The sequence below is a fragment of the Enterobacter cloacae complex sp. HYC042_NIDB genome, assembly GCF_056673315.1.
Genome location: NZ_CP109650.1, coordinates 4621604 through 4636700, shown reverse-complemented (window position 1 = coordinate 4636700; position 15097 = coordinate 4621604). Strand labels below are relative to the sequence as shown.

The 15097-nt window shown below is 56.5% G+C and carries 13 protein-coding genes; 5 read left to right on the top strand and 8 right to left on the bottom strand.

Going from position 1 to position 15097, the window contains the following annotated elements:
* Together pdeH and OKF39_RS22230 are read left to right on the top strand one after the other, a co-directional pair.
* A complete protein-coding gene (gene pdeH, locus OKF39_RS22235) occupies positions 1-774 on the top strand; it encodes a cyclic-guanylate-specific phosphodiesterase (RefSeq protein ID WP_041911854.1) in 774 nt (257 codons plus the stop codon).
* Between the two features lie 65 nt (positions 775-839).
* Complete coding sequence (locus tag OKF39_RS22230) at positions 840-2882, top strand: AsmA family protein (RefSeq protein ID WP_479983360.1); 2043 nt, start codon at positions 840-842, stop codon at positions 2880-2882.
* Positions 2883-2941: 59 nt separating this feature from the next.
* On the opposite strand, the gene OKF39_RS22225 is transcribed toward OKF39_RS22230, so the two are convergent.
* From OKF39_RS22225 to OKF39_RS22215, 3 genes are all read right to left on the bottom strand, one after another.
* On the bottom strand, positions 2942-4264 hold the full coding sequence (locus OKF39_RS22225; protein ID WP_028014749.1) for an MFS transporter: 1323 nt from the start codon (positions 4262-4264) through the stop codon (positions 2942-2944).
* A 261-nt stretch (positions 4265-4525) separates the two neighbouring features.
* A complete protein-coding gene (gene yhjD / locus OKF39_RS22220) occupies positions 4526-5551 on the bottom strand; it encodes an inner membrane protein YhjD (protein ID WP_041911856.1) in 1026 nt (341 codons plus the stop codon).
* Positions 5552-5602: 51 nt separating this feature from the next.
* The gene (locus tag OKF39_RS22215) at positions 5603-6502 is read right to left on the bottom strand and encodes a LysR family transcriptional regulator (RefSeq protein ID WP_028014747.1); all 900 of its coding nucleotides are present in this window, start codon (positions 6500-6502) and stop codon (positions 5603-5605) included.
* A gap of 119 nt (positions 6503-6621) precedes the next feature.
* Between OKF39_RS22215 and OKF39_RS22210 the strand changes: the two genes are divergently transcribed.
* Both OKF39_RS22210 and OKF39_RS22205 read left to right on the top strand, forming a co-directional pair.
* A complete protein-coding gene (locus OKF39_RS22210; protein WP_028014746.1) occupies positions 6622-7380 on the top strand; it encodes an SDR family NAD(P)-dependent oxidoreductase in 759 nt (252 codons plus the stop codon).
* Positions 7381-7553: 173 nt separating this feature from the next.
* The gene (locus tag OKF39_RS22205; RefSeq protein WP_049000475.1) at positions 7554-8156 is read left to right on the top strand and encodes a response regulator transcription factor; all 603 of its coding nucleotides are present in this window, start codon (positions 7554-7556) and stop codon (positions 8154-8156) included.
* Here the strand turns inward: OKF39_RS22205 and OKF39_RS22200 are convergent.
* A complete protein-coding gene (locus OKF39_RS22200) occupies positions 8135-8473 on the bottom strand; it encodes a lysozyme (protein ID WP_028014744.1) in 339 nt (112 codons plus the stop codon). The two genes, OKF39_RS22205 and OKF39_RS22200, sit on opposite strands and share 22 nt — an antisense overlap.
* A gap of 71 nt (positions 8474-8544) precedes the next feature.
* Entirely contained in the window at positions 8545-9084 is a 540-nt protein-coding gene (locus OKF39_RS22195) for a GNAT family N-acetyltransferase (protein ID WP_063155478.1), read from the bottom strand.
* 147 nt (positions 9085-9231) lie between these two features.
* On the opposite strand from OKF39_RS22195, the gene OKF39_RS22190 reads away from it, so the two are divergent.
* Positions 9232-10824, top strand: a complete 1593-nt coding sequence (locus OKF39_RS22190) for an STY4199 family HEPN domain-containing protein (RefSeq protein WP_041911859.1) — start codon at positions 9232-9234, stop codon at positions 10822-10824.
* A 48-nt stretch (positions 10825-10872) separates the two neighbouring features.
* Here OKF39_RS22190 and OKF39_RS22185 read toward each other — a convergent pair whose 3' ends face one another.
* From OKF39_RS22185 to OKF39_RS22175, 3 genes are all read right to left on the bottom strand, one after another.
* Positions 10873-12522, bottom strand: coding sequence for an alpha,alpha-trehalase (locus OKF39_RS22185; RefSeq protein WP_028014741.1), 1650 nt, complete (start codon positions 12520-12522; stop codon positions 10873-10875).
* Between the two features lie 183 nt (positions 12523-12705).
* Positions 12706-14058, bottom strand: a complete 1353-nt coding sequence (gorA, locus tag OKF39_RS22180; protein ID WP_479983359.1) for a glutathione-disulfide reductase — start codon at positions 14056-14058, stop codon at positions 12706-12708.
* A gap of 71 nt (positions 14059-14129) precedes the next feature.
* On the bottom strand, positions 14130-14972 hold the full coding sequence (locus tag OKF39_RS22175) for a 23S rRNA (adenine(2030)-N(6))-methyltransferase RlmJ (protein ID WP_046889498.1): 843 nt from the start codon (positions 14970-14972) through the stop codon (positions 14130-14132).
* Positions 14973-15097 lie beyond the last annotated feature (125 nt).

Sequence of the window (15097 nt, the reverse complement as noted above, 5' to 3'; positions counted from 1 at the left end):
ATGAAGTCAGAGCAGGTTATCCAGCGGCTGAGCACTACGCCTGAGGCAAGTATTGAGAACTTGCAGGAGCATCGCTACTGGCTGCAATGTGAGCGCGCGTACACCTGGCAGCCGATCTATCGAACGGACGGTCGGCTGATGGCAATTGAGATTTTGACCGTCGTTACGCATCCCTCAAACCCTACTCAGCGCATCGCGCCGGATCGCTACTTTGCCGAAGTTGCCGTTCGCCAGCGTCTGGACGTGCTGGAAGAGCAGCTCCGTATGCTGGCGACGAAACAGGCCTTTTTCGAGCAGCATACGATCCTCGCCTCGGTGAACGTGGATGGCCCAACTCTGCTGGCACTGCGTCAGAACGCGAAGCTGCAGGAGCTGATCGCCACCCTGCCGTGGCTGCGCTTTGAGCTGGTGGAGCACGTGCGCCTGCCGCAGGATTCCTCGTTTGCGTCAATGTGTGAATTTGGCCCGCTGTGGCTGGATGACTTTGGCACCGGTATGGCGAACTTCTCGGCCCTCAGCGAAGTGCGCTATGACTACATCAAGGTGGCTCGCGATCTGTTCATCATGCTGCGCCAGACCCCGGAAGGACGGAATCTGTTTACGCTGTTATTGCAGCTGATGAATCGCTATTGCCAGGGGGTGATCGTTGAAGGCGTGGAAACGCTGGAAGAGTGGCGTGATGTGCAAAACTCTCCCGCAGCGGCGGCGCAAGGCTATTTCCTCTCTCGCCCCGTGCCGATGGATCTCCTCGAAAGCGCCAGAACGACCCTCTGATAGCCCCGTTTCCCTTTGTCTGGACTATAGTTTTACAGGACAGGTCATCAGGAAAGGGGATAACAATGACAAAAACAACCAGGGTCATTTCCTGGATTACAGGGATTTTCTTGTTGTTGATCGCGATCGTCGTCATCATTATCGCGACGTTTGACTGGAACCGCCTTAAGCCGACCATCAACCAGAAAGTCTCAACTGAGCTGAACCGTCCCTTCGCCATTCGTGGCGATCTGGGTGTGGTATGGGAGCGTCAGAAAGAGGAGACCGGCTGGCGAAGCTGGATCCCCTGGCCGCACGTCCACGCCGACGACATTATTCTCGGCAACCCGCCGGATATCCCCGAAGTGACCATGGTGCATCTGCCGCGCGTGGAAGCCACGCTGGCGCCGCTGGCGCTCCTGACCAAAACCGTCTATCTACCGTGGATCAAGCTCCAGCAGCCCGATGCGCGCCTGATCCGCCTCTCTGAAAAAAACAATAACTGGACGTTTAACCTTGCCAGCGACGGCGAAAAAGATCCGAATGCCAAGCCCTCTTCGTGGTCATTCCGTCTGGACAATATTCTTTTCGATCGCGGGCGGATCGCCATCGACGATAAGGTCAGCAAGGCAGACGTGGAGATCCTGGTCGATCCGCTGGGTAAACCGCTGCCGTTTAGCGAAGTCACGGGCAATAAAGCGAAAGGCGATAGCGCCAAAGCGGGTGATTATGTCTTCGGCCTGACGGCAAAAGGGCGCTACAACGGCCAGCCGCTTAACGGGAAAGGGAAAATCGGCGGCATGCTGGCGCTCCGGAGCGAAGGCACGCCGTTCCCGGTGCAGGCGGATTTCCGCTCGGGGAATACGCGCGTGGCGTTTGTGGGGACGGTCAACGACCCGATGAACATGGGGGGCGTCGACCTGCAGCTCAAGTTCGCCGGTGACTCGCTTGGCGAACTCTATGAACTGACCGGCGTACTGCTGCCGGATACCCCGCCGTTCGAAACGGACGGGCATTTGGTTGCCAAAATTGATACCGAAAAATCGTCCGTTTTTGACTACCGGGATTTCAACGGCCGCATCGGCGACAGCGATATTCACGGCACGCTGACCTATACCACCGGAAAACCACGGCCAAAACTGGAAGGGGATGTCGAATCCCGCCAGCTGCGTCTGGCCGATCTTGGCCCGCTGATAGGCGTGGATTCGGGTAAAGGGACAAAGTCAAAAGAGGTCAAAAAGGACGTTCAGCCTGCGGGAAAAGTGCTGCCTTACGATCGCTTTGAAACCGATAAGTGGGACGTGATGGACGCAGATGTGCGCTTCAAAGGGCGCAAGATTGAGCATGGCAGCACGCTGCCGCTGAGCGATCTCTCGACGCATATCATCCTGAAAAATGCCGACCTGCGCCTGCAGCCGCTGAAGTTTGGCATGGCGGGCGGGACGATTTCCTCTAACATTCACCTGGAAGGCGATAAAAAGCCGATGCAGGGGCGGGCGGAGATCCAGGCGCGTCGATTGAAGCTGAAAGAGCTGATGCCGAACGTGGAGCTGATGCAGAAAACCCTCGGTGAAATGAACGGCGATGCGGACATTCGCGGGGTGGGGAATTCCGTGGCGGCACTGCTGGGCAGCGGCAACGGTAACCTGAAACTGCTAATGAACGACGGTCTGGTCAGCCGCAACCTGATGGAGATCCTGGGGCTGAACGTCGGTAACTTTATCATCGGGCAAATCTTTGGCGATGACGAGGTGAGGGTGAACTGCGCGGCGGCGAATGTGGATCTGGTTAACGGCGTGGCGCGTCCGCAGATTTTTGCCTTCGACACGGAAAACGCGGTGATTAACGTGACCGGTACCGCCAGCATGGCCTCCGAGCAGCTGGATTTGACCATCGATCCGGAAAGTAAGGGGATTCGTATTATTACCCTGCGCTCGCCGCTTTACGTGCGTGGGACCTTCAAAAATCCGCAGGCGGGCGTCAAGCCCGGGCCGCTGATTGCGCGTGGCGCGGTGGCCGCAGCCCTCGCGACGTTGGTCACCCCGGCCGCCGCGCTGCTGGCGTTGATTTCGCCGTCAGAAGGCGAGGCGAATCAATGCCGGACGATTTTGTCGCAGATGAAGAAGTAACGCCTTTCTCCCTCTCCCTGTGGGAGAGGGCCGGGGTGAGGGCATCAGGCCGCAATGAATTACAGCGCCTGATGCTTAGTCTCATGCGTCAGCAGCAGCGCAATCAACGTCAGCGCCGCCATGGCCGCCAGATAAACGCCCACGTAGAACAGACCATAATTTGCCTGCAGCCAGGTGGCGATATACGGTGCCACGGACGCGCCCAGAATAGACGAGACGTTATAGGAGAACGACGCGCCGGTATAACGCACTTCCGTCGGGAACAGCTCCGGCAGCAGCGCGCCCATCGGGCCGAAGGTCAGCCCCATCAGGCTCAGGCCAATCAGCAGGTACGCCATCACCAGCGCCGGGCTACCTGAACTCAGCAGCGGCGGGAAGACGAACAGAGCAAACAGAATGATCAGCGTGGTGATCGTAATCATGCTCGCACGACGACCAAACTTATCCGCCAGCAGGCCGGCAATCGGTACCATCACGCCAAACCCAATCACCGCCATCATCAGCATCCACAGCACTTCGTTACGCGGCAGGCCCAGCCCAACCGGTGCGGCAGCGGTACTGTAGGTCATGGAATACACCGTCATGATGTAGAACAGCGTGTAGGTAGCCAGCATGATAAACGTGCCCAGCACGGTCACGCGCACGTGTTTGGTCAGCAGGGTGCCCAGCGGCACTTTTACCTGTTTTTTCGCCGCGGCTACTTTTGCGAACACCGGCGTCTCATGCAGGGAAACACGCACATACAGGCCAATCAGCACCAGCACGGCCGAGAAGACAAACGGAATACGCCAGCCCCAGCTCATGAACTGTTCGTCCGTCAGCAGCCAGGAGAGCAGCAGGAAGGTCCCGTTGGCAAAGAAGAAGCCAATCGGCGCGCCAAGCTGCGGGAATGAACCGTACAGCGCACGTTTACGCGGCGGGGCGTTCTCGGTCGCCAGCAGCGCCGCGCCACCCCATTCACCGCCCAGCCCCAGACCCTGACCAAAACGCGCCAGCGCCAGCAGGACCGGCGCCAGAATGCCGATGGTTTCGTAGGTCGGCAGCAGGCCGATCGCCACGGTGGAGATGCCCATCGTCAGCAGCGAGGCCACCAGGGTGACTTTACGCCCAATACGATCGCCGAAGTGTCCAAACAGCGCGGAGCCAATCGGACGCGCCACAAACGCGATAGCAAAGGTCGCCAGAGACTGTAGCGTCGCCGCCGTCGGGTCTCCCTGCGGGAAGAAAATATGCGGGAAAACGATGACCGCTGCGGTGGCGTAAATGTAAAAGTCGAAGAACTCAATGGCGGTGCCAATCAGCGATGCGACGACAACTTTATTGCGCGAGTTTACCGGGACGTTTTCCGCACCAGAGTCGAGTGTTGTGGCTGTTGATTGCATAATATTTTCTTATTTTTTGTCGAACGAAAGGCCATATTACGCACAGCAAAAGCGACATTTCAATCTGTAACAAAATAGCTTCCTGATTATAAAATCAACAAAAAGCGGATAATGTTCAGGCCAGCCAAAATGCTTCCATGAAATGCTTCACGTTTTTTAAATATTGGTGGATAAAACTGGTTTTCGGTTAAATAAAAGTTACGGACTGGATTTATATGCTGAAATGATGAGTCGGGCTGAAATATCAGCCCGAGAGCGGAATTAACGGTGTGTTTTTCCGGGCATTCGCGTGTCGCCTTTGTACTCGGCGGTGGCAATCCACGCCGCGCAGAACAGGGTTAAACGCGCGAAGAAGTAGAAGAACGCCATCAGCCCCAGCACCGAGCCAAATGCCGCGCCGGACGGGGATTTCACCAGCGACGGCAGAGTGTAGGTCATCACGATCTTAATCACTTCAAAGCCGATCGCCGCAATCAATGTGCCGCGGAGCAGCGCCTTCTTACGCGGACGATGCCGAGGCAAGCGCCAGAAAATCCAGAAGAACAGCAGGTAGTTGGCGAAGATAGAAATCGCCAGTCCGATGCCGCGCCAGGCGGGCTTCAGCCATTCGATGTAATCAAGATAGAGCGCAGAAATAATCATCTGCTGCGCGGAGCCCGCCACGGAGGTAATGGAGAGCGTGACGACGAGCGCGATAAGCAGGCCAATCAGCGAAATAAAGTCGCGGAAATATTTAACCCAAATTTTCTCCTGATCCTGCGGTTTACGCTCCCACACCTCGCGCGACTGGGCGCGAATAGCTTCGCGGAGGTTGCCCATCCAGTTAACGCCGGAGTAAAGGGCGATGAGCAAACCGACGATGCCGACGGTGGTGCGCTGCTGAACGGCGGTGTTAATCGTGCTTTTCAGCGTGGTGGCAAGGGTTGGGTCACTGACGTTATTCAGGATCTTATTGAAAATATCCTGCAGCAGCGTTGGATGCGACGCGAGTACAAAACCGGCCGCAGCAAACGACACCATCAGGATGGGGATCATCGACAGGAACGAAAAATAGGTGATCGCGGCACCGAACTGGTTCCCCATGCGGTCATTAAAGCGCTCGGTCGCACGTATTAGATGCGCAACCATGGGAAACTGCTGAATTCTCTCCGCCAGGCTGGTGACGGTGCCCAGCGCCTTGCTGGCGGTACCAGGGGCTTTAGCCTCTTCCGGCTCGGTTTCCATCTTCTTGATGGGTTCATAATCTAAATGTTGGGTGGGTCGTTGCGGGTTATTTTCCGGCGTCACGCGTCTTTTCCTTTTTCGTTTGGCTGGATGTTATTGAATTATAGCTTGCGACTAGTCCACGTAAGCTTTTGTGAGTTCGGTTAGCCACTCCATAAACAGGTGAACCCGGCGAGAGAGGTTGCGCCGGTGGGGGTAAATCAGGGAGACAGGCATCGGTTCCGCGCGATACTGCGGGAGGATCTCAATCAGTTTCTTGGCGCGCAGCAGGTCGCGCACCCCAACGCGCGGGGCCTGAATGATCCCCAGCCCGGCAAGGCAGGCGGCCTGGTAAGTTTCCGTGCTGTTGACGGTTAGCACCCCGCCCGTTTTTATCCACTGCGTCGTGCTGCCGTTATAAAATTCAAAGCCCTGAGGGCGGCTTCCCAGCATCGCGGCATAATGAATCACGGCGTGCGAGCCTAAATCGTCCAGCGTGTCAGGGTAGCCAAAACGCGCCAGATAATCCGGGCTGGCGCAGTTTATCACCGACAGCTTGCCCAGCGGACGGGCTATCAGCCCTGAGTCCTTCAGGGAACCCACGCGGACCACGCAATCAAACCCTTCCCGGACCACATCCACCAGACGATCGCTGCTGCTGAGCTCCAGTTCGATACCCGGATACTGCTGTAAAAACGCAGGCAGTTTGGGGATGACGACATTTCGAGCAACGCCAACGGGCATATCCACGCGCAGCCTTCCGCTGATGCTGGAGGGATCGTGCTGAAACATACCGTCCAGCTCATCCAGGTTCGCCAGCAGATCTTTTGCCCGTTCGTAATAGACCATGCCGTCCTGCGTCAGGCTGACGCGGCGCGTGGTACGGTGCAGTAGCTGGGTGCCAAGCCGGTTTTCCAGTGCCTGAATTTGCCGGGAAACGCTGCCTTTAGGCAGCGTTAATGTCTCTGCCGCGCGGGAAAAACTCTCCAGTTCCGCGACGCGAACAAACAGCTGCATTGCGTGAATTTTATCCATAGATGAAGCTCATTGTTGTTTGCACTGAAACAGTGAAGCGTTATTACCCATCTTTATTGATCTTCTATCACCTAATAAGCTCTTTCTCAATCTCCATAACAGCCAAAACGAGGTTTATGATGACTGAACGTATCGCATTAGTGACGGGTGGTAGCCGCGGCTTAGGTAAAAACGCTGCGTTAAAGCTGGCTGCTGACGGCACGGGAATTATCCTGACCTACAATCGTAGCCAGCAGGAAGCGCTGGAAGTTGTGCGCGAAATTCAGGAAAAAGGCGTCAAGGCGGCGGCATTAAAGCTCAACGTCGGGGATATCGCCAGTTTCGAAAATTTTGCTCAACAGCTTCAGGAGATCCTGAAGAGCGTCTGGCAGCGCGAAACATTTGATTATTTATTAAACAATGCCGGAACGGGTTTATACGCACCCTATACCGAAACGACGGAAGCCCAGTTTGATGAGGCGCTGAACATTCACTTCAAAGGGCCTTTCTTCCTGACGCAGCGCCTGCTGCCTCTGCTTAACGACGGGGGGCGGATCCTCAATGTCTCCAGCGGACTGGCCCGCTTCACCCAGCCAGGCTCAGGAACCTATGCGGCCATGAAAGGGGCGATGGAAGTGCTCACCCGCTATCAGGCGAAGGAGCTTGGAGCGCGCGGTATCTCCGTCAATATTATCGCACCAGGCGCGATCGAAACCGACTTTGGCGGTGGGCGCGTGCGCGACAACGCGCAGCTTAACCAGATGCTGGCGTCGCAGACGGCGCTGGGGCGGGTAGGTTTGCCGGACGATATCGGGGATGCCATTGCGGCGTTGCTTAGCGATAAGCTTGGCTGGATGAATGCGCAACGTATTGAAGTATCAGGCGGTATGTTTCTGTGATGTCTGATGTTAAGGGGAGGGAACCCCTTAAGGAAATCCTTAATATGGATGTGTCAAAATGCGGGTAAATATAAAAACCACTGGCGGATTTGTAACCTCTCCATTCATTGAGTTTTTTCTTAAATAGCGCCTATGTAGAATCCCCCTTCGCTATTCTCAGAGGGAGAAATACGATGCGAGTAATCATGTTTGACAGGCAGTCGATATTTATTCATGGAGCGATACACGGTTTGCAGAAATTAATTCCTGAAATAAATATAACGGGGGCTTGTCAGGCAGACGATTTATGGACGCAAATATCCGCGTCACCGTCTGCTATCGTCATGATTGACGGCAATTTAATTCAGGATGAGGGGAGTTCTTTCCTGGATGAAATCATGCATCGCTTCCCGTTGGTACGGGTGATGATGGTTCTGGCAAAAAAAGAGACCCGATGGGTTGAACAACTCATGCAGCGAAACGTGATGGCTATTATCCCCCGTAACGCCAACCCTGAGCGGTTTGCCGCCGTGCTGGATTCCGTGTCCAGAGGGATGGTCTGCTTTCCCGCTGAGTGGGTCAGCCAGCAATCGTCAGCGCAGGCGTTACTTTCCTTAAGCGAGCGTCAGCGTGAGGTGCTGAAGCTGCTGGCGGCGGGCGAATCAAACAAAGAAATTGGTCGCAATCTCAACATCAGTGCGGCCACGGTAAAAGCGCATCTGGAAGCGCTTTTTCGCCGGCTGGAGGTAAAAAACCGAACCCAGGCAGCCATGTACTACACCCGGGCGACGGCCTGAAGCAGCGCTTTCGGGAGTGAAGACGTCACGCCGAAACTCAGTATCATCAGTACCAGCGCGTCATGCTGCTGCTGGGTTAATGGATGTATACACTTTTCCCGCAGCAGCGTTTCACACAGCTGAATATCTTCATGGAGTAAATATTCCGCCTGAAGAGGCGTGATAAGGCCGTGAAAATTTTCCCGTTCGCGGATCACATGCCCATAGCCGATAACCCATACACCCTTTTCATCACGATATTTCTCTAGTGAAAGCCCTTGATGTTTCTTTATTAATTCTATGGCGGCAGAAGATATATTTAGCGCATGACCGTTCATATTTGTTTCCTCTTAATGGCGATACTGTAGAGGAATCGCGGTATGAGCAATATCCGCCAAATGGCTGTTGATCAGGAATTATTGTTCAGGTATTCCTGCCGTAATAACCCAAATAACCAGTCATTTTGCCAGCGACCGGAAAGGTAATAGCTTTCACGTAGCTCGCCTTCCAGCTGGAAGCGAGCTTTTTCCAGCAGGCGCCTGGAGGCGACGTTTCCCGCGGTGACGGTGGCGGTGAGCCGACGAATACCGCCCTGATGAAAGGCGTAATCGCAAAGCGCCTGCAGGGATTCGAAGCCGTAACCTTTGCCCTGCGCCTCGGGGGCAAAAAGAAAGCCCACTTCGGCGCAATCTTCTTCCCGATGAATATACCCGGTAACGCCCAGCGGGGCCTGTGAGAGGGCATCACGTACGACGAGGCACAGCCAGTGCGCGCTGCCTGGCGTCCAGGGCGTCAGGCGCGAATCAAACGCCTCCCGGATCGCTGCGACGGAGCGGTTCTCCGCCACAAAGCGCATGACTTCGGGGTGTTGCTGCAACGCCAGAAAAAAGGGCCAGTCTTGCTCCTGCAGGGGCGAGCAGTTCAGGCGTGAGGTCATTAAAACTGGCATTAAGATTCTCCTGAAGCATTTTAAATGATTTTAGGGTTGTCACTTTATTTCAACAGAAAGTCAGGTATGGTTAAGCGCGTATAAATAAAAAGAAAAACGGCCGTTAGTGCCCATTCCGGATGTCTTCGCTGTCGCTTAAGGAAAACAATGACTCTCAGCACATCACATCATATCCGCGAACAGTTTGAACACTGTCTGGCGGTCATTCGCCAGGCGTCGGTGGAAATCTTGCTTCTTCTGAATGTACATGTTTCTGAGGGGAAAGATCCACGCTGGTTTCTGGAACAGCTGGACAGCGCGCGTTTAGGCCTCGGGGGATGGGCTACGGTTGCGAAGAAGCTTAACCTGAATGATGCCGAGATGTCGGAATTTACGCTGCAGCTGCGCCTGCTGCAGCAGCGCGTCCCGCAGTACGAAAGCGGGCAGGATGTCAGTGAAAACCAGCTTATTGCGGCGATGCGGTTTGTGACTACGCTGGAACATCTTCGTCTGCAGCAGCCGCTTCTGACCTACAGCACCGAGCTGGCCCCGGGAAGCGAACTCCAGCAACAGCAGGCGCACAAGCAGGTACGCGCAATTGAGTTAATGATTAAAGGCCTCATTCAGCAGGCCTGGCCCGATCAGGTGCGGCTCAATAATCATCTTAAAACCTTATTTAACGCTGACCGCGTACGGCGCTGGCTGAAGCATGGCGAAATCAACGATGTCCTGAGCGGCATGATGTTCAGTGAACTGGCGCAAATGCTGGTGGATAAAAAAGAGTTCAGCCGCTATTACGCCTCGCTGTTTAACGACCCGTCCATGCTGACGCTCCTGGTGGAGCCGCGCAAAACGCTGCAAACCTTCCTTGACGACATTCGACAAATTCGCAACAGCATTACGGTGCAGAAAACGTTGAGTTCGGCGCAAATTCAGCTGCTGGATAACTACTACATGCAGATCTCCCGTCCGGTTCAACGCGCGTTTGAGGAGGGGAGAACGCGCGTCAACCCGGCCGGATTCATGGCGGTGGATGCCAGCGAGCTGCACGCGTTCTGGGAAAAGGCGCAAAAAATGGATCGGGTTACCGGTGGGGATCTATTTGAAGTCCGCGACACGATTGAAAAGCCGACCCAGCGCGCCCCGCGCACGCCCGAACAGCGTGAGCAGCTTATCTCCGGTGCGCTATGGGGAGCGGTCGGCGTGATGGTGATTGCCATCGTGGTAGGCGGCTTCTGGCTGGTGACCAGCAGCAAACCGCAGCCTGCGGCCGAAAATACGGCGCAAGCGGCGGCTCCGCCGCAGGAGATGCGCGAAACCCCTTCTTCGCGCGAGACGCTGACGCGCATGGGAGTGACCTGGGACGAGAGTAATTTCCGTTCGGCGATTAACCGCAACGATACCCGCGTGGCGCTGCTCTTTTTGCAGGGTGGGATGGACTGGAAGCTGTCATGGACCGAAGAGGCGATGTCGGCAGGCTATGACGACGTTCTGGAGCTTATGCTGCGCTATCGGCAGAACATGGCAGAAGAGAAGCCGTGTCGTCGTTTCATCAATACGCTCAGCCACGCCATGTCAAACGGCGAGTCCCTGACGTCAATACGTAAAGAGTATCTGAAAGCGTTCTGCACCGTGCCGGCCGTGGTGAAGCGCCAGAAGCACGATCTTGAGATGGCAACGCGACGGGCGCAGTCACAGCCGGATGCCACCACGAAAAAATGGCAGTCTATTCAGACCGCCATTTATGAGGTGATTCGTTAAAGTTTTCACCCTCTCCCCAGAGGGGAGAGGGGCCAGATCGCACCCTTCTCAAGGCTCCCCATACAACCCAATCAACCGTCGCACCACGCCGTTCGTCCAGCCGAAGCCATCCTGTAGCGGATACTCCCCGCCGCCCCCTTCGCGCGGCGTACTGCTGGCGATGTGGTACTTCTCAATCAGCTTGTGGTGCGTCTTGTAGAAGTGGTTCACCGTATGCAGCCAGCTCCAGGCGATTTCATCCCCCAGCGAGTCGTTGCCGTACTGCTTGAACCCCTGGATCGCCATCCACTGCAGCGGCGCCCAGCCGTTGGGTTTATCCCACTGCTCGCCGGTTTCGTATTCGGTTGCCAGAATCCCACCCGGCGTCAGCAGACGCGCTTTTACCGCGTCAGATAAACGTTCTGCCTGCTCGTGCGTCGCCATTCCAACATACAGCGGCACAATGCTGGCGGCAGAAAACAGCGCCATCTGCTCGCGTCGCCAGTCGTAATCGCGGTAACAGCCACTCTCCTCGTCCCACAGATAGCGGTTCACCGCCGCGCGGCGATCGGTGGCCTTCTGGCGGAACAGCTCGGCCGTCTCTTTATCCCCTTTCGACGCCGAGATATTGGCAATCGCGCTCTCCAGCTTAAAAAGGAAGGCGTTCAAATCGATGGGGATAAATTGCGTCGTGCGAATGCTGGCGAGCCGCGCCGGATCGCGCAGCCAGCGGGAGGAGTAATCCCAGCCAGACGCTGCACCCGCACGCAGATCGCGATAGACCTCATTCGGCGGACGGCCCGAGTGGCGGGCGGTTTCCACGTCCTCAATCCACGATTCGTCGCGCGGGGTGTCACGGTCGTCCCAGTAGCGGTTCAGCAATGAACCGTCCGGCATGCGCACCGCGCTGCGGTAGGCCTGATTAAGCAGTAGCGACTCCGCGCCGTCCATCCAGAAGGCATGCTCCATTTTGAGGTGGTCGAGGTAACGCTTCGCGCCGCGCACGCCGTCCTCTTCAAACAGCTCCACCATCAGGGCAAAGACCGGCGGCTGCGAGCGGCTGAGATAATAGGTGCGGTTGCCGTTAGGGATATGGCCGTAGCGTTCGATCAGCCACGCGAAGTTATCCGCCATGCACTTCAGCAGATCGTTACGGCCACTTTCCGCCAGCCCCAGCATGGAGAAGTACGAATCCCAGTAGTAGGTCTCGCTGAATCGCCCGCCGGGCACGATATAGGCCTGCGGCAGCGCCAACAGGGACGACCAGGGAATATGGTCCTGCGGTTCGCGCGTCAGGACGGGCCACAGGCTATCAATGTGCTCTTTCAGCGACAGTCCGGGGTCGGAGACATATTCCGTGCTGTAGGTTTCAGGCAGCCAGAAGTGGTTCTCAACGAACTGGCGCAGGTCGAAATCCCGGTGCCGTCTGACCTTACGGTAGCGGATCAGAATATCCAGCGGATCCATCTTCGGCGCGCAGTCGGGGAAGGTTTTGCTGTCCGCAAACAGCCGCGTCGACTGGACGTGCTCGAACAGTTCAAGGTAGCGATCGGCGGGCGTCAGGGCATCGGAGGCGGGTAGCCCCTCGATCATTTCGGGTTCCGGCTCCGCCTCAATCATCTCATCCAGTTTTAACTCGCAGGGATCGGTCTCGTAGCGCAGCTCTTCTGCAATCTCGAATTCGATGTTCTCGGTAGCCTGTAGTTTCTGGTTGAACATGGTGATAGGGACCTCCGGTTGTGTATTCTGAAGACAGGTTTCTCCGGGCGTCCTATAAGCGTAGACATTCGCTTCGGTAGATGTGGAGGGATATGTGCGGTAGATCACTCTTTTCGGAGCATTCGTTTTGCAACGATTTATGTATGTGAATAAAAAAAGCCCCTCCGGAGAGGGGCTTCTGCATTATCGCATGGTGACAAACTCTTCCGCCGCCGTCGGGTGGATCGCCACGGTGTTGTCGAAGTCTTTCTTGGTCGCCCCCATCTTCAGCGCCACCGCAAAGCCCTGCAGGATCTCATCCATGCCGAAGCCGATGCCGTGGATACCGACAATCTTCTCTTCCGGGCCCACGCAGACCAGCTTCATGCGGCACGGCTGACGGTGAGAGGTGACGGCGGTATACATCGCGGTGAACGCGGATTTATACACTTTCACCTGGTCGTCGCCGTACTGCTCACGGGCCTGCGGCTCGGTTAAGCCGACGGTGCCGATTGGCGGGTGGCTAAAGACCACGGTCGGGATGTTGCTGTAGTCCAGATGCTCGTCCGGCTTGTTGTTGAACAGGCGCTCGGAGAGACGACGGCCCGCCGCAACGGCCACCGGCGTCAGTTCGACCGCACCGGTGTTATCACCGACGGCGTAAATGCCCGGTACGCTGGTGTTCTGGAACTTATCGACGACGATGTAGCCTTTTTCGTCGGTTTTCACGCCGGTCACCGCCAGGTTAAAGCTGTCGTTCGCCGGTTCACGGCCAATCGCCCAGATCAGGCAATCAACGGTCTGGCTGCGGCCATCTTCCAGCTCAAGGGTCAGGCTGCCGTCCGCGTTTTTCACTACCGCTTTTGGCACGGCGTTGGTGTGCAGGGTCGGGCCTTCGGCGTTCATCACTTCAACCAGCGTATCGACGATCAGCGGGTCAAAGCTGCGCAGCGGTGCGTGTTTACGCACGAACAGGTGCGCTTCTGCACCCAGGCCGTTAATCACGCCAGCCAGCTCTACCGCGATATAGCCCGCGCCCACCACGGCAACGCGTTTTGGCAGGGCAGGCAGCTCGAAGAATCCGTCGGAGTCGATACCGTATTCCGCGCCCGGAATATTCGGGTGGCTCGGACGTCCGCCGGTGGCGATCAGGATATGATCGGCGGTGATCGTCTCGCCGTTCACTTCGATCGTTTTCGCGTCCACAAAGCGGGCGAAGCCGTGAATCACGTCGACGTTATTTTTGCCCAGCACGTTGTCGTACGAGGTGTGAATGCGGTCGATGTAGGCGGTACGGCTGGCGATCAGCTTGTCCCAGTCGAAATTGTTGATGGTGGTGTCAAAGCCGTAGTCCGGACCGTACATATGGATCGCTTCACGAATTTGCGCCGCGTGCCACATCACCTTTTTCGGTACACAACCCACGTTCACGCAGGTGCCGCCCAGCGCTTTGGCTTCAATCAGCGCACATTTCTGGCCGTACATGGCCGCGCGGTTGATGGAGGCGATGCCGCCGCTGCCGCCGCCGATGGCGATGTAGTCATAATGCTTAGTCATAGCTTTTGTCCTTAATCGTGAATTGCCGCGATTGTATACCTGAAATCAATAGTTTCCACCGATGGCTGCAATTACTCCGGCACGATCCAGCTGACGGTGGCGTGGCCCGTTCCGGCTGGCACCAGCGTTTTGTGCAGCCACGGCAGCACGTTGTTCATTTGCGCTTCGAGCTTCCACGGCGGGTTAATGACGATCATGCCGGAAGCGGTCATGCCGCGCTGGTCGCTGTCCGGGCGTACCGCCAGCTCAATCTGCAGAATTTTACGAATGCCGGTCGCCTCCAGATCTTTGATCATGCGCTTGATCTGCGCGCGCAGCACTACCGGGTACCACAGGGCATAGGTTCCGGTCGCAAAACGTTTGTAGCCTTCGTTGATGCCGGTCACCACCGCCTGATAGTCGGTTTTGATTTCGTACGGTGGGTCGATCAGCACCAGGCCGCGACGGGAAACCGGCGGCAGCTTGGCTTTCAGCTGCTGGTAGCCGTCGGCTTTGTCGACGCGGGCGCGGCTGTCTTTCTGAAATTCCGAACGCAGCAGCGGGAAGTCGCTCGGGTGCAGTTCGGTCAGCTGGAGGCTGTCCTGCTCGCGCAGCAGCTGGCGGGCAATCAGCGGTGAGCCAGGGTAGTAGCGCAGCTGGCCGTTGCGGTTGAAGTGATTCACCACGCCAATGTAAGGCTCCAGCTCGGCGGGCAGGTCGTCCTGCTGCCAGATGCGGGCGATGCCCTCAAGATATTCGCCGGTACGCTCGGCATGCTCGCCGCTCAGCTGATAACGGCCCGCGCCCGCATGGGTGTCCAGATAGAGAAACGGCTTCTCTTTCTCTTTAAGCGATTCAATGATCAGGCTCTGAACGGTGTGTTTGAGGACGTCGGCATGGTTGCCAGCGTGGAAGCTGTGGCGATAACTGAGCATGGGTAATGGTATTCCGCTGAATTGACGATTTGCCACAGTTTACAGCAGAACGGCACAGATTACCCGCAGGCCCGGTAAGCGCAGCTATTGAAATCCTCTACACTTAACCCCATTACTGAAAACAA

Bases quoted from the DNA above. Each gene is read 5' to 3' on its own strand.
- pdeH (WP_041911854.1), top strand. From the start codon at position 1: ATGAAGTCAGAGCAGGTTATCCAGCGGCTGAGCACTACGCCTGAGGCA.
- OKF39_RS22230 (WP_479983360.1), top strand. From the start codon at position 840: ATGACAAAAACAACCAGGGTCATTTCCTGGATTACAGGGATTTTCTTG.
- OKF39_RS22225 (WP_028014749.1), bottom strand. From the start codon at position 4,264: ATGCAATCAACAGCCACAACACTCGACTCTGGTGCGGAAAACGTCCCG.
- OKF39_RS22215 (WP_028014747.1), bottom strand. From the start codon at position 6,502: ATGGATAAAATTCACGCAATGCAGCTGTTTGTTCGCGTCGCGGAACTG.
- OKF39_RS22210 (WP_028014746.1), top strand. From the start codon at position 6,622: ATGACTGAACGTATCGCATTAGTGACGGGTGGTAGCCGCGGCTTAGGT.
- OKF39_RS22205 (WP_049000475.1), top strand. From the start codon at position 7,554: ATGCGAGTAATCATGTTTGACAGGCAGTCGATATTTATTCATGGAGCG.
- OKF39_RS22200 (WP_028014744.1), bottom strand. From the start codon at position 8,473: ATGAACGGTCATGCGCTAAATATATCTTCTGCCGCCATAGAATTAATA.
- OKF39_RS22195 (WP_063155478.1), bottom strand. From the start codon at position 9,084: ATGCCAGTTTTAATGACCTCACGCCTGAACTGCTCGCCCCTGCAGGAG.
- OKF39_RS22190 (WP_041911859.1), top strand. From the start codon at position 9,232: ATGACTCTCAGCACATCACATCATATCCGCGAACAGTTTGAACACTGT.
- OKF39_RS22185 (WP_028014741.1), bottom strand. From the start codon at position 12,522: ATGTTCAACCAGAAACTACAGGCTACCGAGAACATCGAATTCGAGATT.
- gorA (WP_479983359.1), bottom strand. From the start codon at position 14,058: ATGACTAAGCATTATGACTACATCGCCATCGGCGGCGGCAGCGGCGGC.
- OKF39_RS22175 (WP_046889498.1), bottom strand. From the start codon at position 14,972: ATGCTCAGTTATCGCCACAGCTTCCACGCTGGCAACCATGCCGACGTC.